This is a genomic window from Wolbachia endosymbiont of Howardula sp., assembly GCF_025021925.1.
Classification (GTDB): domain Bacteria; phylum Pseudomonadota; class Alphaproteobacteria; order Rickettsiales; family Anaplasmataceae; genus Wolbachia.
In genome coordinates this window covers 393052-414097 of record NZ_CP092368.1, presented here as the reverse complement: position 1 = coordinate 414097, position 21046 = coordinate 393052, and the positions used below count along the sequence as shown (strand labels likewise).

18 protein-coding genes and 3 tRNA genes are annotated in these 21046 nt (G+C 29.4%); 13 read left to right on the top strand and 8 right to left on the bottom strand.

Annotation, left to right across the window (positions count from 1 at the left end; translation table 11 throughout):
• Positions 1–20 precede the first annotated feature (20 nt).
• Positions 21–1484 carry a proton-conducting transporter transmembrane domain-containing protein gene (locus MC061_RS01905; RefSeq protein WP_259535581.1) on the top strand — a complete coding sequence of 488 codons (1464 nt, stop codon included), beginning with the start codon at positions 21–23 and terminating at the stop codon, positions 1482–1484.
• A 316-nt stretch (positions 1485–1800) separates the two neighbouring features.
• Here MC061_RS01905 and ccmA read toward each other — a convergent pair whose 3' ends face one another.
• Entirely contained in the window at positions 1801–2406 is a 606-nt protein-coding gene (gene ccmA / locus MC061_RS01900) for a heme ABC exporter ATP-binding protein CcmA (RefSeq protein ID WP_346268835.1), read from the bottom strand.
• A gap of 407 nt (positions 2407–2813) precedes the next feature.
• Between ccmA and aspS the strand changes: the two genes are divergently transcribed.
• Positions 2814–4607, top strand: coding sequence for an aspartate--tRNA ligase (gene aspS / locus MC061_RS01895; protein WP_259535579.1), 1794 nt, complete (start codon positions 2814–2816; stop codon positions 4605–4607).
• A 51-nt stretch (positions 4608–4658) separates the two neighbouring features.
• Positions 4659–5921, top strand: coding sequence for an MFS transporter (locus tag MC061_RS01890; RefSeq protein ID WP_259535577.1), 1263 nt, complete (start codon positions 4659–4661; stop codon positions 5919–5921).
• Positions 5922–6034: 113 nt separating this feature from the next.
• On the opposite strand, the gene MC061_RS01885 is transcribed toward MC061_RS01890, so the two are convergent.
• Together MC061_RS01885 and MC061_RS01880 are read right to left on the bottom strand one after the other, a co-directional pair.
• Positions 6035–6123 (bottom strand) — tRNA-Ser (locus tag MC061_RS01885).
• A 336-nt stretch (positions 6124–6459) separates the two neighbouring features.
• Positions 6460–6588, bottom strand: a complete 129-nt coding sequence (locus MC061_RS01880; RefSeq protein WP_259535575.1) for a hypothetical protein — start codon at positions 6586–6588, stop codon at positions 6460–6462.
• A 23-nt stretch (positions 6589–6611) separates the two neighbouring features.
• On the opposite strand from MC061_RS01880, the gene MC061_RS01875 reads away from it, so the two are divergent.
• Positions 6612–6684: transfer RNA gene (locus MC061_RS01875), tRNA-Thr, on the top strand.
• 43 nt (positions 6685–6727) lie between these two features.
• Here the strand turns inward: MC061_RS01875 and MC061_RS01870 are convergent.
• Positions 6728–8257 carry an acyl-CoA carboxylase subunit beta gene (locus MC061_RS01870; RefSeq protein ID WP_259536266.1) on the bottom strand — a complete coding sequence of 510 codons (1530 nt, stop codon included), beginning with the start codon at positions 8255–8257 and terminating at the stop codon, positions 6728–6730.
• Positions 8258–8493: 236 nt separating this feature from the next.
• On the opposite strand from MC061_RS01870, the gene der reads away from it, so the two are divergent.
• From der to ligA, 8 genes are all read left to right on the top strand, one after another.
• A complete protein-coding gene (der, locus tag MC061_RS01865; RefSeq protein ID WP_259535573.1) occupies positions 8494–9828 on the top strand; it encodes a ribosome biogenesis GTPase Der in 1335 nt (444 codons plus the stop codon).
• Positions 9829–9892: 64 nt separating this feature from the next.
• Positions 9893–10351 carry a disulfide bond formation protein B gene (locus tag MC061_RS01860; RefSeq protein WP_259535571.1) on the top strand — a complete coding sequence of 153 codons (459 nt, stop codon included), beginning with the start codon at positions 9893–9895 and terminating at the stop codon, positions 10349–10351.
• Complete coding sequence (locus MC061_RS01855) at positions 10329–10874, top strand: demethoxyubiquinone hydroxylase family protein (RefSeq protein ID WP_259535569.1); 546 nt, start codon at positions 10329–10331, stop codon at positions 10872–10874. Before MC061_RS01860 ends, MC061_RS01855 begins: the two co-directional genes overlap by 23 nt.
• A gap of 138 nt (positions 10875–11012) precedes the next feature.
• Positions 11013–11086 (top strand) — tRNA-Pro (locus MC061_RS01850).
• Positions 11087–11201: 115 nt separating this feature from the next.
• On the top strand, positions 11202–11402 hold the full coding sequence (rpsU, locus tag MC061_RS01845) for a 30S ribosomal protein S21 (protein WP_259535567.1): 201 nt from the start codon (positions 11202–11204) through the stop codon (positions 11400–11402).
• A gap of 29 nt (positions 11403–11431) precedes the next feature.
• The gene (gene sucC, locus MC061_RS01840; protein WP_259535565.1) at positions 11432–12607 is read left to right on the top strand and encodes an ADP-forming succinate--CoA ligase subunit beta; all 1176 of its coding nucleotides are present in this window, start codon (positions 11432–11434) and stop codon (positions 12605–12607) included.
• The gene (gene sucD / locus MC061_RS01835) at positions 12595–13473 is read left to right on the top strand and encodes a succinate--CoA ligase subunit alpha (protein WP_259535563.1); all 879 of its coding nucleotides are present in this window, start codon (positions 12595–12597) and stop codon (positions 13471–13473) included. Before sucC ends, sucD begins: the two co-directional genes overlap by 13 nt.
• A 69-nt stretch (positions 13474–13542) precedes the next feature.
• Positions 13543–15603, top strand: coding sequence for an NAD-dependent DNA ligase LigA (ligA, locus tag MC061_RS01830; protein WP_259535561.1), 2061 nt, complete (start codon positions 13543–13545; stop codon positions 15601–15603).
• 38 nt (positions 15604–15641) lie between these two features.
• On the opposite strand, the gene MC061_RS01825 is transcribed toward ligA, so the two are convergent.
• From MC061_RS01825 to atpG, 4 genes are all read right to left on the bottom strand, one after another.
• On the bottom strand, positions 15642–16865 hold the full coding sequence (locus MC061_RS01825) for a DEAD/DEAH box helicase (RefSeq protein ID WP_259535559.1): 1224 nt from the start codon (positions 16863–16865) through the stop codon (positions 15642–15644).
• A 39-nt stretch (positions 16866–16904) separates the two neighbouring features.
• Positions 16905–17156: a cold-shock protein gene (locus MC061_RS01820; protein ID WP_259535556.1), complete on the bottom strand. Its 252-nt coding sequence runs from the start codon at positions 17154–17156 to the stop codon at positions 16905–16907.
• Positions 17157–17323: 167 nt separating this feature from the next.
• A complete protein-coding gene (locus MC061_RS01815; RefSeq protein ID WP_259535554.1) occupies positions 17324–18658 on the bottom strand; it encodes a TldD/PmbA family protein in 1335 nt (444 codons plus the stop codon).
• 35 nt (positions 18659–18693) lie between these two features.
• Positions 18694–19569, bottom strand: a complete 876-nt coding sequence (atpG, locus tag MC061_RS01810) for an ATP synthase F1 subunit gamma (protein WP_259535552.1) — start codon at positions 19567–19569, stop codon at positions 18694–18696.
• Positions 19570–19765: 196 nt separating this feature from the next.
• Between atpG and MC061_RS01805 the strand changes: the two genes are divergently transcribed.
• Positions 19766–21043, top strand: a complete 1278-nt coding sequence (locus MC061_RS01805; protein ID WP_259535550.1) for an adenylosuccinate synthase — start codon at positions 19766–19768, stop codon at positions 21041–21043.
• The last annotated feature ends 3 nt before the right edge of the window (positions 21044–21046 follow it).

Genomic DNA, 21046 nt, shown 5'->3' with positions numbered 1-21046 from the left:
CAATCTAAAAATTCAATTTAATGCATTTAACAATATTACAAGTGATTATACCAATCATTGCATCTATGTGTTGTTTTCTAACCAAGAAACACCAAACGTCTTGGTGTATTGCTCTGATATCTACAATAGCAACTTTCAGTATTTCTTGCATATTACTTGCGAAAATATATACAGGACAAATTATTACTTATCATATTGGTAATTGGTTGCCTCCTTATGGTATAGAGTTAAGAATAGATATGCTGAATGCATTAATGTTAATTGTAGTCAATTTTACAGTATTAATGAGCTTACTATATGGATACTATATAAATGAACAAGAAATTAGTAGTAATAAAATTACTGGTTTTTATTCTTTGTGCTTGCTATGTGTGAGTGGATTAATAGGAATTTTAGTAACAAATGATATATTTAATTTATACGTCTTCTTAGAAATCGTTTCTATCTCTTCATATGTATTAGTATCGATGAGTAGAGATAAGAATGCCCTTATTGCATCATTTGAATACTTAATAAGTGGTACTATAGGTGCGACATTTTATCTATTTGGTATAGGACTTTTATACGCAATTACAGGTACGCTTAATATATCTGATATGTCTAAAATGTTAGTATCACTGTATGATCATCATATTATAGTACTTGGGAAAGTATTTATTTTTATTGGTCTTTCAATTAAGATGGGGCTATTTCCATTAAGTAGATGGCTTGTGAATGCATATTCTTTATCACCAAGTTTTATTAGTATATTCTTCTCAGGAACAGTCACTAAAGTGATGATTTATATTTTTATTAGAATGTTTTATACTATTTCCAATCAGAACTTCTTTTCATCATCATTTAATACAATGATTATGCTCCTTACAGTGTTTGGGATGATTTTTAATTCTATGTCAGCAATCAGATCACAAGATATTAAAAGACTTCTTGCTTATTCTAGTGTCACTCATATTAATTGTATAATTTTATTACTGAGTTTTAACTCACAATTAGCTCTACATATTGCTATACTTCATATAATCAATCATAGTATCAGCAAAATCTCTTTATTTATGTTTGCTGGATGTATTGCATATAAATTTAACACTACAAATCTATATAGCCTATCAAATCTAAAGCGCTCTATGCCTTATACAACAATTTTATTGACTATACTCAGTTTATCATTAACAGGTATACCATTTACTAATGGTTTTGTCAGTAAATGGTATATAATGCAAGTCATGATAGAATATCGTGCATGGATTGTATTAATCATGTTTTCTCTTGTATCTTTTCTGACAGTGATATATGTCTGGAACATGATAGAAAAAATATACTTTGAACAAAATATCAAATTGCAATCAAATATAGAAAAATATGGAGAATGTGACAGTTTACCATTACCTATGGTGATATGTGTATCATTTATGACAATACTGACTGTGATCACTGGAATTTATAGCAATGCCATACTTTTAGTAGTACAAAAACTAGTATTATAATGATAATATTGAGATTTTAATACAGATATATAACATACTTAATATTATTGGTTATTCTGTATTTACTTGATAATCTGCTTAAGAGTATATGTTATAATATAATGTCTAATAGATTCAGAAAGAATCATTGTACAGTGAAAAATGATAGTATGTGATCTTAAAAAAGAATAATTGGTTGATACATTGGTTAATAATATTTATCTTATCTTTTTCATCTTAACCGACTAATACTTTTTTAGTATTTTTTTATTTACTGAATGTAATATATTTATTTGAAGAGATATTATTAATATTTAATTTACTATAAACAAATCTTTTATAATTCAGAGAGCATGATGATGTGAAAGTCAGAGAAATTTGTAATCTGATGTCCTGTAATAATAACAATGCCATGCTTCTTGGCATGCATTAAAATTAAATTAAAAACTAATGCATATGTGATGCTATCAAGATTACAAAATGGTTCATCTATTAACCAAATCTTTGCATTAGAAATCAATAACCTTGCAATTGCTACTCTCCTTTGCCAACCTACAGATAAATTATCATATCTGATATTAAGGATTGGCTGTAACTGTAAATAAGAAATAGCTCTCATAATAAATTTTCTAGTATTTCGTATGTATGCCCAATATTCTATATTTTGCGCAACAGTTAAGCTGAGATCACATCCATTTTTGTGTCCTACATATATCATTGAAGACTTATATAGTAATTGATCTTCATATATATCATATCCCATATATGTTATCTTCCCTGATGCAGGCTGTAATAATCCAGATAAACTTCTCATTAAGCTTGTTTTGCCACTGCCATTAGGACCAGTAATGAGAATCTTAGAACTGAGTGTAGCATGAAAACTCAGATCTTTGAATAACACTTTATTGTTCCGCACACAGGATAAATTATCACATTCAAGCATTTAACATGATCTAACTAAGGAGTAATAAATAAATTAGTTTATATATATATTATATTAATTGTTGATTTAATCAATATTAAGAAATTTTTTTAAAAATTTAAATTTGATTGAGTACATTATTAAAATAATAATCTGTCTTGCATCATATGCTCAATATAAGAAGATATCCATTAACATATTTCATATTTTTTACATTTTTCTATCGCATCTTGTCTCGCAAAAGATTTTAATAGTCTTCAGTGAAGAATGTGATTCAATATACTTGATGTTCAATTAAAATAATCTCAATCAATTAATCTATTCAATATTTTTGATGTAATGTGATTAGATATTATGACTATCGAAATAAATCTTGTTACATATAATATTTATTTCTATACTGCTAGACACCTAAGAAATATATCACTATGAACTGTTATAGAACGCATAGATGTCATGAGTTGCGTATAAGCGATCTAAAAAAAGAAGTGATGTTATCAGGATGGCTATATCGTAAACGCAATCATGGAAATCTTATTTTTATTGATTTGAGAGATTACTATGGAATTACTCAGCTTGTTTTTCATAAAGACATGTTGTGTTTTGATAAGATTATACATCTCAAGTTAGAAAGTGTTATTACTGTGACAGGCATAGTTGAAGCTAGACATACAGATGCAATCAATAAAGAGTTTGTAACAGGAGAAATTGAAGTAATAGTAAGTAACTTACATATTGAATCAGAAATTCTCTTACATGATGATCAGAAAATAGCAAAGATGGAAAACAGTATATTATCAACTATTGCTCATAACCAAGAATATAGTGAAAATATTAGACTAAAATATAGATTTCTTGATTTAAGAAGAGAAAAAACCCGTAAAAATATTGTCTTACGTTCACAGATTATTACAGAATTGAGAAAGTGTCTGATAGAACAGGATTTTTTAGAAATTCAAACCCCAATACTTACTGCTTCATCACCAGAAGGTGCGCGTGATTATTTAGTACCAAGTAGACTCAATCCTGGCAAATTCTATGCTTTACCTCAAGCTCCACAAATTTTTAAGCAACTACTTATGGTATCAGGATTTGATAAGTATTTTCAAATTGCTCCTTGCTTTCGTGATGAAGATGCAAGAGCAGATCGTTCTCCTGGTGAATTCTATCAACTAGATATTGAAATGTCTTTTGTTACACAAGAAGAAATTTTTCATATTATTGAATATGTATTATATCGAATTTTTACTAAATTTTCTTGTAAGTCTATTGAGAAAAATTTTACACGTATTACATATAAAGACTCCATCCTAAAATATGGTTCCGATAAACCAGATTTACGAAATCCACTGTTAATTAGCGACGTCACGGATATTTTTCGTGATTCAGAATTCACTATTTTTAGAAAAAATATTGAGCATGGTATGTTAGTGAGAGCAATTCCTGCTCCAAATACATCTACAGCACCTCGTAGCTTCTTTGATAGGCAAATAAAAAATGCTAAAGAATTTGGTGCCAAAGGTCTAGGATACATCATTTTTGATCATCATGGAAGATCGAAAGGTACAATCGCTAAATATCTTGATACACAGAGATTAAATCTTATAAAAAAAGCCACAAATATTCAACTAGGAGATAGTGTATTTTTTATCTCTGATTATGAATATCAAGTGTCACACATTGCTGGGCAATTGAGAACTATATTAGGAAGAGAATTAGGACTTATAAGTGATGAGGTTTTTAAGTTCTGTTGGATTATTGATTTTCCTTATTTTACGTATAAAGATCATAAGATTGATTTTTTTCATAATCCATTTTCTATGCCACAAGGTGGTCTATCAGGTCTAGAAGTAAGTAATCCCATTAATATTCTTGCATATCAGTATGATCTTGTATGTAATGGAATAGAACTATCGAGTGGTGCTATTCGTAATAATAAATTAGACATTCTATATAAAGTATTTGCAATTGCAGGATATACATATCAAGAAGTAAATAAAAAATTTGAAGTTTTAGTACGTGCATTTAGATTTGGAGTACCTCCTCATGGAGGTATAGCACCAGGAATTGATAGAATAGTGATGTTGCTAGCTAACGAAGAGAATATTCGTGAAGTAATATGTTTTCCTATGAATCAGCAAGGTGAAGATATTTTAATGGGAGCACCATCTCAAATAGAGAAAAAATACTTAAATGAATTATCAATACAGGTGATAACATAATAAATTCAATGCTTAGATATAGCTTAAAATATTATACGATATAACTCAATCATGAGTGATATGCAGAAAGCAATATTATCCAGTATTATCTGTAATATGATGACATCATATGAATTAACGCTTTTTATAGTTTTGATGCATATAATAAGTAATATTTTTTTTTCCTCTCCTAGTGAATATTTAAATATAATAAAATTTCTTGGTACTTTTTCAATTGGATTTGGCTTTAGACCACTTGGTGCACTCATCTTTGGATATATGGGAGATAAATATGGGAGAAGACAAGTATTACTAATCTCAGTATTACTTGTCTCTATATCATCTAGTACAGTTGGAATAATACCTAGCTATAAAGAAATTGGTATTTTATCCCCTACGATATTTTTGATCTGTAGAATTATACAAGGAATATCAACAGGTGGAGAAACTAGCATTAATGCGGCATTTTTAATAGAACATTCACATCATAAAAAGAATTTAGGTTTTTTAGGAAGTATTAAACCTTTCAGTGGTGCTCTTGGTGCAATTACATGCTTTATGATGATTGCTATTTGTAAAAAATATACAGGTATGAATTATGAAATATGGGGATGGAGAATACCATTTTATTTTTGCTCTGTGATGGGTATTACAGGATTCTTCATAAGATATATTATGGGAGAGAGTATTGCATATAAGAAATACAAGAATATTGACAAGTTAGTTCATACTCCATTTGTAGAGTTAATGAAAAGATACAAAAAGGGGTTTATGATAGCAATAGGTATTGGAATTGCACAAAATGCTATTGTATATTCGGTGATTATGTTTTACAATATTTCTGTTGAAGAAGTAGTACTTGCAGGTATTAATTTTAAGAACATAGTAAGAATCATAAGTGAAATTATATTTGGATGTCTGGCAGTATTCTTTGGAATTCTATCTGATAGAATAGGAAGAAAACAGGTTATGATACCTATATTAGTAGTATTAGCTTGTTATAGCTTACCAATATTTTTCTTGTTATCATATAATAACTATTATATAGTAACATGTTCTTATCTATTAATGAGTATACCAATAGCAGCATCTTTTGGCATATATAATTCTCTTATATGTGAATTATTCCCTACAAAAGTTAGATGTACTGGATTTAGTTTAGCACATAATATATCTGCAGGAATAGTTGGTGGGATCTCTCCTACAATATGCATGTTTTTGATTGAAAAAACTAAAACAACATTTGCAGCAGGGATATATCTTGCAATTTGCACATTAGTGAGCCTGACCTCTTTATATTACATGACAGTACAAGATAAGAAAGTTGATTGGTAATATATAATTATCAATATTATAAATCACAAATATTCAATCTAGTAGATCTATCACAATTACATAACAAAAACTTGAAGATTAAAGAGAGATATCTGATCATATATGCAGAATCTCGGACAAGGAGGGATTCGAACCCTCGATACATTTGTTCATGTATACATGCTTTCCAGGCATGCGCTTTCGACCTCTCAGCCACTTCTCCATATTCAGAAAATATCAGTCTAGTAATATTACTATAGAGTGCAGTGTGTTATATTATAATTTTCTAAAAGACTGAAGAATGATAATATACTGACTATCTATAAATATCAATGAGTAAATTTATATTATCAATATCTAATAGATGTATTGTACATGACGTGTATATTAAATATCATATAGTATATATTTTATTAGTAATACTTGTAGTGAAGCTACTCACTCTCTGGGTTTTTATGATCATTTAATACTCAGATCTATATTACTCTATATTAATTTTATTAAATAAATGTCTTTTTTAAAGAAGTTACATATTAAAAATTAGAGTGCTTATATAAAATTATGTGATATCTCTGATTTTTTGCCTAGTCAAGAGTTGTTTTTTTCTCTTTAAAATATTCTTTTTAAGAGCTTGCGCTAATTTTTTTTTCTGTAACTCTTTTTTTTTATTATTATTAATATTATGCATTGTTTTCAAGATACATTAAGTATGCCGTTATAGCTTAGATGGTAGAGTACGTCATTGGTAATGACGAGGTCCCAAGTTCGAGTCTTGGTAACGGCACTTCCTGATATAAAATACTTTACAATGATCATTATAAATGAAATTATAATGGTAAATTATCATGTTTTTTTTTCCATTGTATATCTGTCTTTTTATTTTGTAACACTTCTAATGCCATTTTAAGATAAAATCTTGTTTTGCTAGGTATAATGATACTATCAATATATCCATTTGACGCAGCAAAAAATGGATTCTCAAATTTTGCTTTATATTCTCTGATTAATTCATGTTTATTTTTTGAATTTCTAGCAATAATCTCTACTGCACTTTCAGAACCCATCACAGCTATTTCAGCAGTTGGCCAAGCATAATTAAGATCACCTTGTAAATGTTTGGAATTCATTACAATATACGCACCACCATATGCTTTTCTAGTGATCAGACCAATTTTTGGGACAGTCGCTTCAGCGTAAGCATAAAGCAATTTTGCTCCATGTTGTATGATATTATTATATTCTTGATGTTTTCCAGGTAAAAATCCAGGAACATCAATAAATGTGATAATAGGAATATTAAATGCATCACAGAATCTGATAAATCTTGCAGCTTTTCTTGAAGCATCAATATCTAAACAACCTGCAAGATACATAGGTTGATTAGCCACAAATCCAACAGACTGTCCCCCTATTCTTCCAAAGCCAATTATGATATTGCGTGCAAAATTGGGTTTTAACTCGAAAAAAATACGTGCGTCACATACTTTCTCAATAAGTTCATGCATATCATAATAAGTATTAAGATTCACGGGGATCAAAGTATCTAAGGAAATATCATTATCAGATATATTATAAGATATTGGTCTCTTTCTAGATATGTCTGTACTATGTGACGGTAAAAAAGTAAGAAATTCGCGTATTTTGAGTAACATCTCAATGTCATTATTGAATGCGAAATCCGATACTCCTGTTATACTAGTATGTACTGTTGCTCCACCAAGTTCTTCATGATTAATATCTTCATATGTGACTTTTTTTACTATATCTGGTCCTGTGATAAACATATATGAACTATTTTTGACCATAAAAGTAAAATCAGTTAACGCGGGAGAATATACTGCACCACCAGCACAAGGTCCCATAATTAAAGAAATTTGTGGTATTACACCTGATGCATGTACGTTTTTTTGAAAAATTTCCCCATAACCAGCAAGAGCGTTAACTCCTTCTTGGATTCTTGCTCCACCAGAATCATTTAATCCAATAATAGGTGCTTTACATGTCATTGCCATATCTATAATCTTACATATTTTTTTTGCATGTAATATACCCAATGAGCCACCATAGACAGTAAAATCCTGGGAATATACAAAAACTCTCTTACCATAAATAGTACCATGGCCAATGATCACGCCATCACTTAAAAAATGAGTATTATGTTTATCTATACTATTTGAGACATGTGTGACAAATTGATCATATTCCTCAAAAGAGCCTAAATCTAATAATACATGAAGCCTTTCTCTAGCAGTTAATTTTCCTTTTTTATGCTGTGTCTCTATCTTATTAGCACCACCTCCTCTTTCAGCTTGTAGTGTTTTCTCTTGTAATTCCTGTAATATCTTATAGTATTGCATAAATTGCATATGCTCATTCATGTGAATAGATTCAATATATATATACTATTGCTATGAAGCAATAGTATATATATATTGAATAATTCTCTTGTTGACTGATTCTAATCAATTTCTTAGAAGAAATAAGTTATGAATCTGCCATATAAAGCAATTGTGTTAAAAATTTCAAGATAATAGTTAAAGTGAAAAGTGTGTATTATGATTTTGATACACAGACTTAATATATATTTAAAATTATGCTCAAAATTACTATAGTAGGGTTACCTAATGCTGGTAAATCAACACTCTTTAACAGGTTAGTTGGTCATGCATCATCTATAGTGAGTAGTATACCTGGAATTACTAGAGATAGAAGAGAAGGAATAGGTAGAATTAGTGATTTGGAGTTTTTAATTATAGATACAGGAGGGTGGAATCATCAAAATAGATTTTCGCAACAAGTGATTAAACAGATAGAGTATTCTTTATTACAGGCACATATAATCTTATTTCTTGTTGATACACTAGTATATAATGATCAGAACATAGAATTTGCAAAATGGCTCAAAACAACAAATAATAAATTTATCATCCTAATAGGAAATAAATGTGAGAGTAACAAATCATATAACATTAATTATTTGCAGTACTTTAATTTTATCGGACCAGTATATATTTCTGCTGAGCATAATCTTGGTATGGCTGATCTGTATGAAAGTTTGAGTCAAGCCATATATATAGTCAATCAAATTCATAAACTAGATAATGATCAGGATCATAAATCTAATAAATTAAGAATTGCAATTATAGGTCGTCCTAATGTTGGTAAATCCACTTTTATTAATCGCTTACTGCTAGAAAATAGAATTATAGTGAGCGAAGAACCAGGCACAACACGCGACTCTATCGATATACTCTTTCCTTATAAAGGATTATTGATCACTCTTATTGATACTGCAGGTATAAGAAAGAAGAGCAATATTATTGATACATTAGAATTAAGATTTGTTAATAAGAGTATAGATGCAATAAAAAGATCCCACGTCATCATTTTCATGATAGATTCTATGATTGGTATTGAACATCAGGATTTAGCAATTATTGACACTGTAATAAAATTAGGTAAGGGTATCATGCTTGTATTAAATAAGTGGGATTTAATTAAAAAAAATGATAGAAGTAGATTAATAAAACTTGTTATGCATCAAGAAATTAATAGATTATACTTAACAGTATCTACTATTACTATTTCTGCATTAACAGGCATGAGATGTACTAATGTAATCGATCAATGCATAAAGATCTATCATGCTTTAAATAATAAGATTAACACTTCAAAACTCAATAAATGGCTTATCTCTTCTGTAAAAAAACATACTCATCCTATGATCAATGGAAGAGAAGTAAATATGAAATATATCGTACAAATTGGTACCTCTCCACCAGCTTTTGCGATAATATGCAACTTTCCTGATAAGATCCAAGAGAGTTATAAACGCTATTTAGTGAATGATATGAGAAATTTTTTTTTTATATGTGGTATACCAATTAGGATTCTTTTTAAGAAAAGTAAAAATCCCTATATAGAATAAAAGATTTTTAATTTACAGTATAATATCTTTATAATAATCTTTTTGTTAAAGTTATAATAATAACATGCATACTAATATCTTATTCTTATTCTCTAGTATTATATCCTTAATAACTGCATATATTATTGAATATATTTTTAATATATTACCTTGTACACTCTGTATATATCAAAGAATGATTTACTATATTGTACTCTCTCTTTCGATTCTCTATATAATTAAAAATTATCAAGTATTTATTTATATAATATATTGTGTCTATTTTATAGGTGTATTAATATCTTTCTATCATATTGGTATTGAATCATATTGGTTTCATAATATTGTAGGATGTACAGATCAATTAGCTGACAATCTAAGTATTGAACAGATAAGAGAGAATTTTTTTCAAAATACATATTCTATATCTTGTAATAGTGCAAATTATATTTTCAATATTTCCTTAGCCACATGGAATTTTATCTATTTATTAATCATTCTATTAGGATCTGGTATAATATATGCAAACAAAAATAAGACTTAATAACTTAAGGTATAATAATATACAATACTTACATCAGATTATCAGAGTGAATCATGCTGGAGAGTATGGTGCAATGTGTATTTATTATGGACAGAAAATTGCTTTAAAAAATACTGTTTTAGTACAAGAAATAAAAGAAATGGAAGAACAAGAGAAAAAACATTTTTGGTATTTTAATAAAATGCTTCAAGAATATGAAGTACGTCCTTCTTTTTTATTACCAATATGGCGTACTTTAGGAGTCTCTCTTGGAATAATTACTGGATTAATGGGGAGAAGCTCTACTATGACATGTACTATTGCAGTTGAAGAAGTAATAGAGAAACATTATGCAGAGCAAATTTCAAAATTAAATAGTGGAGATCTAAAAGATACTATTAGTAAATTTCGTGCTGAAGAACTCTCACATAGAGATATTGCATACATATACAATTCTAAAGATTCTATATCTAGTAATAAGATATTATCTACATTTATTAAAACAAGCTGTAAAGTGGCAATTTGTTTATCTAAAATTATATAATGAGTCATTTCATTGTGTCGTACATGCTTCTTGATTATAATGTTTTATACAAATCTCTATATATGATATTACTGCACTAAATTTAATATACGTTTCTTGCATTCAAGTTAAATTATGTTATTTTGAATAAATTAAGGACGGGGCGTAGCGCAGCTTGGTAGCGCATTTGGTTTGGGACCAAAGGGTCGGGAGTTCAAATCTCTCCGCCCCGATTTACCATATTTTAATATATTTGCTATCAAATATATTAAAATAATTGACAATACCACTATTCTGATTTAAAATTTAATTTTTATAGATTAATTGCTGTTAGGAGGCATTTTCGCTTTGATTGAAGTATCAGTTCATTATGGTGATATAGATAGAGCTTTTCCAGTACTAAAAAAGACAATCCAAAAAGAAGGAAGAGCATTAAAAATGAAAAAAAAATTCCATGAAAAAAAATCAGAAAAAAGAGCGAAAAAAAAAGCTGAAGCTAGAAAAAAAAGACATCATCAGGAGTCTAGAAGACAACGTTATGGATATTAAATATTTAATAGATTATTATCTAGGTTATTATGAATATTCATGAATATCAAGCAAAAGAAATTCTTCGTCAATTTAATATACCTATACCCAAGGGGTTTATTACATCTTCTTTATCTAACATAGATAAAATAATTAATCAGCTAAATACTGAACAAGTTGTAATAAAAGCACAAGTATATACGGGAGGTCGAGGCAAAGGAGGAGGAATTATACTAGCGAATTCAAGAAAGGAAATTCAAAAGTGTGTGCAAGCAATGCTAGGTATGACTTTATTTACTAATCAAACAGGTTTACATGGTAAAAAGGTAAGGCTCGTATATATTGAAGAAGCAATAAATATTACTAGAGAGTTTTATATTAGTTTATTAGTTGATGTCACATTAAGTAGATTACTATTTGTATTTTCATCAGAAGGTGGTATGGATATTGAGCAAACAGCTATTCATTGCCCTAATAAAATTATGAAATTTTCTATTGACCCAGCTATAGGATTTAAAAATTTTAATAATAATCAATTAATGCAAGATTTTGACCTGAATAAATTTCAAATTGAAAAATTAACAAGTGTTGCTAAAAATATCTATAAAGCTTTTATTGCAAATGATGCTAGTCAAATTGAAATCAATCCACTTGTTGAAACGCACTCAGGAGACTTCATTGCATTAGATGCAAAAATGACATTCGATGATAATGCATTATATCGTCATCCAGAACTAAATAGTCTACGTGATAGTGAAGAAGAATTACAGGAAGAAAGAGAAGCTATACAATATGGACTCAGTTATATCAAAATGAATGGTAATATAGGATGCATGGTAAACGGGGCAGGTCTTGCTATGGCAACAATGGATATAATTCAATATTATGGGGGTGCACCTGCTAATTTTTTAGATGTCGGAGGAAGTGCAGATCAAAATAAAGTAATACAAGCATTTAAAATAATATTATCTGATAGAAATGTTAAAGGCATCCTAGTCAATATATTTGGTGGTATTATGCATTGCGATGTAATCGCAAGTGGACTTGTGATAGCTGTACAAGAAATATGTCTAGATATTCCTATAGTTGTAAGGCTGTCAGGCACTCATTATGATAAAGGAAGAAAAATATTATTAGAATCATCATTAAAAATATTCATTATAGATGAGTTGGCGCACGCAGCACAGAAGATAGTAAGTGAGGTATATCATTCATGTCTATCTTAATAAATAAAGAAACAAGAGTAATCTGTCAGGGTTTTACTGGTATACAAGGTACATTTCATGCACAACAAGCAATATTATATGGAACTAAAATAGTTGGAGGAGTGACACCTGGTAAAGGTGGGCATTTTCATCTCAATTTACCTGTATTTAATACTGTATTAGAAGCAAAAGAAAAAACTAATGCGAATGTCTCTGTAATATATGTCCCTGCTCAATTTGCTAAAGATGCATTACTTGAAGCAATAGATGCAAAAATGGAATTAATAGTATGTATTACTGAAGGTATTCCTATATTAGATATGATAGATGTACATCATGCTATCGCAAATACATCATTAAGATTAATAGGACCTAATTGTCCAGGAATCATCACACCTGGACAATGTAAAATAGGAATCATGCCATGGTATATTCACAGACCTGGTAATATTGGCATCATGTCTCGTTCTGGTACTTTAACGTATGAAGCAGTATTGCAAACAACTCATGTTGGACTTGGTCAGTCTACATGTATTGGGATTGGTGGAGATCCAATTCATGGAATGACATTTATTGATTGTATGGAACTCTTCTTAAGAGATGAAGAAACACATGGTATAGTAGTCATTGGTGAAATAGGTGGCAATGAAGAAGAAGAGTTAGCAGATTTTATCAAAACAACAAAAGTAAAAAAACCTATTGTAGGATTTATTGCAGGTAAAACAGCACCTATAGGAAAACGTATGGGACATGCTGGAGCTATTATTTCTTCTGGAATTGGAAGTGCAGAAACAAAAATAGAAGCGATGAAAAGTGCTGATATCAATATTGCGGATACTCCTGCATTGATTGGCCAGAAAGTATTAGAAGTGATGATGAGAGTTTAAAATTTTTCAATTCTCTTGTTCTAGAACAGTACCTAGTCTTTAGACATATTGAGCTATATATTATATACGATGCATCAGCTTTCTCAGTTACAAGCAACAATTCACTATCATGATCTTTTATATTATCAAAGAAGTCAACCAGAAATTTCTGATGCTGCATATGATTTACTTAAGCAAGAATTGGAGATTCTCAAAAAACAACTCTTAATCAATGAGAATATAGAATATGGTTGTGGAGCTCCACCTGATGAGAGATTTTCAAAAATAAAACACATCGTTCCTATGTTATCGCTTGACAAAACATATAATGAACAAGGTATAGAAAACTTTTTATCTAAAATAAAAAAATTTTTAATGGTAGAGAAGATTGAAATATTATGTGAGCCAAAAATTGATGGAGTATCATTTTCTGCAATTTATGAATTTGGTATCCTAATTAAGGCTGCTACTCGTGGCAATGGAGAAATAGGTGAAGATATTACTAATAATATTCTCACTATTAAGGGATTTCCTAAAGTACTAAAAGATGTAACAGAGAGATTAGAGATCAGAGGTGAAATATATATTACTTATCAAGATTTTAGAAAATTAAATATACAAAATAATAAATTTTCAAATCCTAGAAACGCAGCTTCTGGGTCTTTAAAGCAATTAGATGCTCATGTGACAGCAATGAGACCATTAAAATATTTTGCATATTCTTTAATTGGAAGTGCAGAACAATCTCAAAGTGATATACTGCAAAAACTTGAGACACTTGGTTTTACTGTCAATCAATATCGAAAATTAACTAGTACTATACATGATATGCTATTATTTTATCATTTTTTATATGATTGTAGATATAATATAAATTATGATATTGATGGAGTAGTATTCAAAGTAAATGATCTAGCATTACAAGTTCGTTTAGGCAATACTAAAAGAGCTCCTAGATCAGCAATTGCATATAAATTCTCTCCAATATATGCAAAAACGCAATTAAAGAAAATTGCAATACAAGTAGGCAGAACAGGTGTTCTTACTCCAGTTGCGGAATTAATGCCAATTAATATTGGAGGTGTATTAGTAAGAAAAGCAAATTTACATAATTATTCTGAAATTGCACGTCAAGATATACGAGAAGGAGATATTGTAACCATTAAGAGAGCAGGGGATGTTATTCCGCAAATTACAGGTGTAGATTTAAGATTTCGTAAGAAAAGCTCTTCTAGATTTTTTTTTCCAGTTATATGTCCTATATGTGGAGGAAAAACACACATTTTAGGTGCTATCACAAGATGTTCTCAAGAATTTACTTGTCAAGCTCAAATAATAGCAAAACTAACACATTTTGTATCAAAAGATGCATTTAATATTCTTGGCTTTAATAAGAAACATATTCAGTTTTTTTATAAAATCAATCTTATAAACAATATTGTTGATATTTTTACTTTACAGGAAAGATTCAATATTTTCAATATCTCTTTATATCCAAATTGGGGCAAAAAATCAGTCACGAATTTACTTAATGCTATCAATAGTAAAAGAATCATTACTCTGGACAGATTTATATTCTCTTTAGGTATTAAATTTATTGGTAAAACTATATCATCATTATTAGCACATTATTATCTGACATATAATCATTGGTATTGTGCAATGATGAATCTGTTACCAATAGATACTATGATAAGTAATAATCTCACAAAACAGAATATTATCAAACAAGAAGAAAGCTTTAAAGAGTTATTAGGTATAGATGGTATAGGACAAGAGATTATGAACTCTTTAAAATATTACTTTTCTATGCCAATGAATATTAAAATATTAAATGAAGTGACTCAGTATATCCAGATACTTCCCATTAAGCATCATGTTACGAATAATTCTCTTTTAAATGATAAAATTATAGCTTTTACTGGGAAATTGCTGACTATGACTCGAGCAGAGGCAAAAGTGAGAGCTAAAACCCTAGGAGCACAGGTGACTTCACATCTTTCTACTAAAACTGATTATTTAATTGTAGGAGACGCACCAGGCATGAAGTATAGACAAGGGTTATCATTAAAGATCAATATCCTCAATGAAAAAGAGTGGTATAGTATAATCCATGCAGATCATGATCAAGTCAAACATGATATTTTATAAGACAAAAAAAAGAATAAAAAATTTAAATGCAAAGAATATTACAATAGATGTGTTTTTTTGAGGTTTAATTTTTTAGCATGAAACTTATTTTTTGTAATATATTGTTTTTTGTCTCGAAAGACTTTTTTATTGTAATTAAACTTCTTATTACCACGTAAATGACATTGAAAATTTAGCTTCCCTGTTGTTTTATCTAAAAATTCAGGACATCTAATCTTATCTTGAGGTGTGACAAAAGATACAGCATGACCTTCAGAACCTGCTCGTGCAGTTCTACCTATACGATGAATATAATCAATTTGTGATTGAGGGATATCATAATTCATAACATGCTGAATATGTGGAATATCTAATCCACGAGCAGCAATATCTGTTGCAACCATAATTTGAATACTTCCACGACGAAATGCATTAATGGCTGATTCTCTCTTGTGCTGCCTTAAATCTCCATGTAATTCTGATACCCTATATGAATCTTTATTCAATTTATATGCTAAATCGTGAGCGCCTTGCTTTGTTCTTACAAAAATAATTATTGAACCTTCTCTATGTAATAATTCAATAATCAGTTTTTTATATTTTTCAGATTCTAATGCATAGATCACTTCTTCTTTAATTCTTGTAGATACTTGTGATTGAGAATCTATGGAAATACGTTCTGGTTGATTAAGAAATTTTTCAGCAAGTTGTACTATATTAGTAGGTAGTGTAGCAGAAAACATAAGAGTTTGCCTGAGCTTGGGAACATATTGTACTATTTTTTCAATTTGCACTCCAAAACCCATATCAAACATTCGATCTGTTTCATCTAGTACTAAAATGCCTATATTCCTAGTACTTAAAGTATTACGATATAGATGATCTATGATGCGACCTGGTGTTCCTATTATAATTTGTGGTTTTTTTCTTAGCTGATTTAATTGTTTAAAAATAGGATCACCTCCAATAAGCAAAGCGATCTTTAAGATAGAATCTTGAGATAATAGTTTCTGAATCTCATTGGTAACTTGATGAGCAAGCTCTCTAGTAGGTACAATTATCATTGCTGTAAAAGCATTGGGCTGTTCTAACAATTTAGTAATAATAGGAAGAGCAAAAGCCAAAGTTTTGCCTGTACCAGTCTGTGCAGATCCTAGAATATCTCTTCCTTGTATTGCTAATGGAATTACCCTTGCTTGAATTGGAGTAGGAATAGAGAGTTTATTCCTATCTAGAGCTTGCATAAGGCTCACATGTAAATTCATGTCAAGAAAACTATTCATATTTCATGAGTAGAATGACTATCAATATTCATTTGAAAATTAATCTTCTAATCTTAAGTTGATTGCAGATTTCTTATCTTCTCCATTTCTACCACGTTCTTCTTTAAGTTGATAACTGACTCTTTCTCCTTTAATGCCTTTCTCTTTATTTTCTCCTTTAAGAGATTCAGGGCTAATTCCTGATCGCTCTAATGTACTAATATGTACAAAAACATCAGGACCCTTACCTTCTGGTTTAATGAAACCGTAACCTTTTTCAGCATTAAACCATTTTACATGACCAAATTCCATTTATGTAACTCCTAAAACTATTAATTAATATAACTTATCCAACGAAAATTAAAATTTTAACTTATATAAGGCCACTAAACCTTATGATCTAACCTCACATTTGTATATTTAATATCACGTCGTTTTGAAGATAGTAAGGAATAATTATATTATATGCAACTAAAATTTTACTTAGATGATCCTGCGACTGTCATCTCTGATACTTTTATTGTTGGAGCATTAAATTGTCCGCAAAAAGTAAGATCATTTGCGATTAATAACTGATGAAACATGGTTTTTAAATTGCTAGCAATTACAATTTCGTGTATTGGATATGTGATATGTCCATGTTCTATAAAGAATCCAGATGCACCTTGGCTATAGTCACCATTTACTAAATTGACACCAAATCCAAATAGATCAGTAATGTATATTCCTTGCTTTATATCATATAATAATTCTTCGAAGGATATAGTGCCATTTTCAATATAAAAATTACTTGCTGCTGGAGTAATGATACTATTACTTGCACGTTTAGCATTTCCTGTAGTATCTAATTTTAGTTTTTTAGCTGTATACAGATCTAAAATCCAATTTTTTAATATTCCTTTTTTTACAAATATATTTTTCTGACTGATTATTCCTTCTCCATCAAATGGTCTTGATGCTATACCAGATTTTAATAACGGATTATCAATAATATTGATATCATGATTAAAAATTTGAGTATATAGACTATCTTGTAAACAAGAGCTTCCACCTATGATACTATTACCATTTATAGCATCAGCAAAATTTCTTACTAATTCTCCTGTAATTCTTTTATCAAATACAACTGGAAACTTACCAGTTTTTACTGTACGCGCATTCAATTGAGAGATTGCCCTATGTGCAGCTTGTTTGCCTATCAGTGATGGTAACTTTAAATTTTTAAAATGACATGATATGTCATAATCATATCCAATTCTCATATCATGTTCTGTGCTCGCGATCACAGAGACATGATTCGTAAAAGTTGACTTACAAAATGATCCAATAAAACCAGCAGAAGTAGCTAGTACAGTGTTTACTTGAGAATATGATGCAGATGCTCCTTCAGAATTAGTAATGCTATGCTCTGAAAGTGCCGCATCCTCAGCAGAGGAAGCGCTTTGTGTAAGATGCTCAATAGTAATGAGAGTGTCATCTATAATATCTAAGTCTTTAGAAGAGAGATAATGCTGATCATAAAATGATGCAATACTAATATGTGAATTCACTGATGCATGTTTTGCCATTGTAATCACTTGATGCACAGTATCCTTCATACTGTCTAAGTTATTAGTACAAATGTACGCTGCCTTATTTTTTTCTGCTATAGCTCTTATACCTATAGTACAGTTTTTAGATTGTGATATCCTCTCCCTTTTTAAGAGACGTTGAGATACTACAGTTGTATGAGAATCATATATTATTACTTCTGCATCTTGATTTTGACTTTTTATTAATTTTACAATATCTGACGCAATATTCAGTATATCCACTTGCCTTTCCTATTACTTATTACTATTGTCATATATCATAAAGTAGTGGTACCACCTAATACTTCAATTAAATCATTTGTAATTTTTGCTTGACGAGAACGATTATAAAGTAGTGCAAGCCTATTGAGCATATCTTTAGTATTTTTATTTGCAGATTCCATTGCAATCATTCTAGCACTGTGCTCACTAGTAATACTTTCAAGTATAGCAGAATATAAAGCTAAAGGAATATATTCTTGCATAATAGATTGTAGTATATATTCTATATTATTTGGTTCATATATATATCTCGCATCTGATAATGTATCTAGTAGAACATCATGCGTTAATGAAGAAGATGTACTCCATGGCTTGATTATCTCAGTATTTGCATGATGTTTAAAAATATTATAATACTTATTATAGTAAATTTTGATTTCATTATATCTACTGATAGTGAGAGAGTTAACTATAGCATATATTCTCTTGAGAGTTATTCCCTGAGAATTTTCAACTTGCAATATGCTATTATTGTAAAATAGATTCTTGCCAATATCAAAAGCTTTTTTACCAATAAATACAATCTCTGTTTTGATATCATGCTCACTTGAAAAATTCATTGCGTCTATACTATATTTGATAATAGATGAGTTAAAATTACCACATAATCCACGATCAGATGCAATAATAAATATTAAATTACAATCACTTTTTGTCTCTTGTATCATCAATCCTTCTAAGGATGTTTCCTTAATACGTGACATTAATAAAGTAATTGTAAGATGTAAATGTGAGAGAAATAATCTTGATGTTATGAGTTGCTTTTGACTTTGCAGTAATTTTGATGCAGAAACCATATGCATCATTTTTGTACTTTTTTGTACAGATTTGATGTTTTTAATTCTTAAGGATAGCTCTTTTAAGCTCTTCATTTAAATATATGCACTTCATACATTGCAAAATGTTATAGCAACTTTAATTTATAAACGCAAGTTGTTTTTCTAGCATAATATCTAGACACGCAAGTGATTAAATACTGTATAGTGATACATATAAAAACTAATATTTCTTGTCATATATATACTACTGAATTAATATTTGTGTATTAATTCATAGAGAAGTGAGATAATGAATAGTATTGTTGTAATTGGTTTGCAATGGGGTGATGAAGGAAAGGGAAAAATAGTAGATTATCTTGCTGAAAATGCAGATGTAGTTGTCAGATTTCAAGGAGGTAATAATGCAGGACATACTATCGTAAAAGATAATCAAGTTTATAAACTCAATTTATTACCATCTGCTATTTTAAGAGCTAATAAATTATCTATAATAGGTAATGGCATTGTACTTGATGTATCTGCTTTAATATTAGAAATAAATGCTTTAAAGATGAGAGGCATAGATATTAATCCTAATAATTTAATGATATCAGAAAATTGTCCATTAATTTTAAGTATACATAGAGATAAAGAACAATTATTCGAATATTTAAATGAAAGTGGCACAATTGGTACAACAAATAAAGGCATAGGACCATGTTATGAAGATAAAATTGGAAGACGCGCTATTCGTTTGTGTGATTTAGAGAATATCAGTGAATTAAATGCAAAAATTGATAATCTATTAAATTACCATAATGCTATTAGAATAGGTTTAAATGCTAAGATAATCACAAAAGACACAATATTAAGAGAAATTCAAGATAGTGCAAAACAAATACTACCATTTAAAAAACCTATTTGGAGAGTATTACATGAACTTGCTAAACAAGATAAAAAAATCATATTTGAGGGTGCGCAAGGAACATTTTTAGATATTGATCATGGCACATATCCATTTGTGACTTCAAGTAATACGGTTGCAGCGCAAGCAATAATAGGTTCTGGATTATCTGATAATGCTCATATTATTGGAGTAGCAAAAGGATATACAACAAGAGTAGGAAATGGACCATTTCCTACTGAACAAACGAATGAAGTAGGAGATAGTTTATTCACTGTAGGTAAGGAATTTGGCACTATAAGTAATAGAAGGAGAAGATGTGGATGGTATGATGCCGTCTTAGTACGTCAAGCGGTACAACTATCTGGTGTATCAAGTGTCGCGCTCACTAAATTAGATATTCTAGATTCTTTTGAGAACATTAAAATATGTACCAGTTATAGATATAGAGATCATACATATGATTATTTACCAATTTCAAGTGTAGTACAAAACTCATTAGAACCAATATATGAAGAAGTACCTGGTTGGCAAGAAAATACTCGAGGTACTAGATCAATAGATCGCTTACCTATTAATTTGATTAAATATATAAGCAGAATAGAAGAATTAATAAATGTACCAGTAAATTTACTGTCAACGAGTCCAAAGAGAGAAGATATTATTATTCTTAAAAATTTTTAGTAT

Coding starts and splice junctions, on each gene's coding strand:
- sucD (WP_259535563.1), top strand. CDS start 12,595: ATGTCTATCTTAATAAATAAAGAAACAAGAGTAATCTGTCAGGGTTTT.
- ccmA (WP_346268835.1), bottom strand. CDS start 2,406: ATGCTTGAATGTGATAATTTATCCTGTGTGCGGAACAATAAAGTGTTA.
- MC061_RS01860 (WP_259535571.1), top strand. CDS start 9,893: ATGCATACTAATATCTTATTCTTATTCTCTAGTATTATATCCTTAATA.
- MC061_RS01905 (WP_259535581.1), top strand. CDS start 21: ATGCATTTAACAATATTACAAGTGATTATACCAATCATTGCATCTATG.
- ligA (WP_259535561.1), top strand. CDS start 13,543: ATGCATCAGCTTTCTCAGTTACAAGCAACAATTCACTATCATGATCTT.
- MC061_RS01820 (WP_259535556.1), bottom strand. CDS start 17,156: ATGGAATTTGGTCATGTAAAATGGTTTAATGCTGAAAAAGGTTACGGT.
- atpG (WP_259535552.1), bottom strand. CDS start 19,569: ATGAAGAGCTTAAAAGAGCTATCCTTAAGAATTAAAAACATCAAATCT.
- MC061_RS01805 (WP_259535550.1), top strand. CDS start 19,766: ATGAATAGTATTGTTGTAATTGGTTTGCAATGGGGTGATGAAGGAAAG.
- aspS (WP_259535579.1), top strand. CDS start 2,814: ATGAACTGTTATAGAACGCATAGATGTCATGAGTTGCGTATAAGCGAT.
- MC061_RS01825 (WP_259535559.1), bottom strand. CDS start 16,865: ATGAATAGTTTTCTTGACATGAATTTACATGTGAGCCTTATGCAAGCT.
- der (WP_259535573.1), top strand. CDS start 8,494: ATGCTCAAAATTACTATAGTAGGGTTACCTAATGCTGGTAAATCAACA.
- MC061_RS01855 (WP_259535569.1), top strand. CDS start 10,329: ATGCAAACAAAAATAAGACTTAATAACTTAAGGTATAATAATATACAA.
- MC061_RS01870 (WP_259536266.1), bottom strand. CDS start 8,257: ATGCAATACTATAAGATATTACAGGAATTACAAGAGAAAACACTACAA.
- MC061_RS01890 (WP_259535577.1), top strand. CDS start 4,659: ATGAGTGATATGCAGAAAGCAATATTATCCAGTATTATCTGTAATATG.
- MC061_RS01880 (WP_259535575.1), bottom strand. CDS start 6,588: ATGCATAATATTAATAATAATAAAAAAAAAGAGTTACAGAAAAAAAAA.
- sucC (WP_259535565.1), top strand. CDS start 11,432: ATGAATATTCATGAATATCAAGCAAAAGAAATTCTTCGTCAATTTAAT.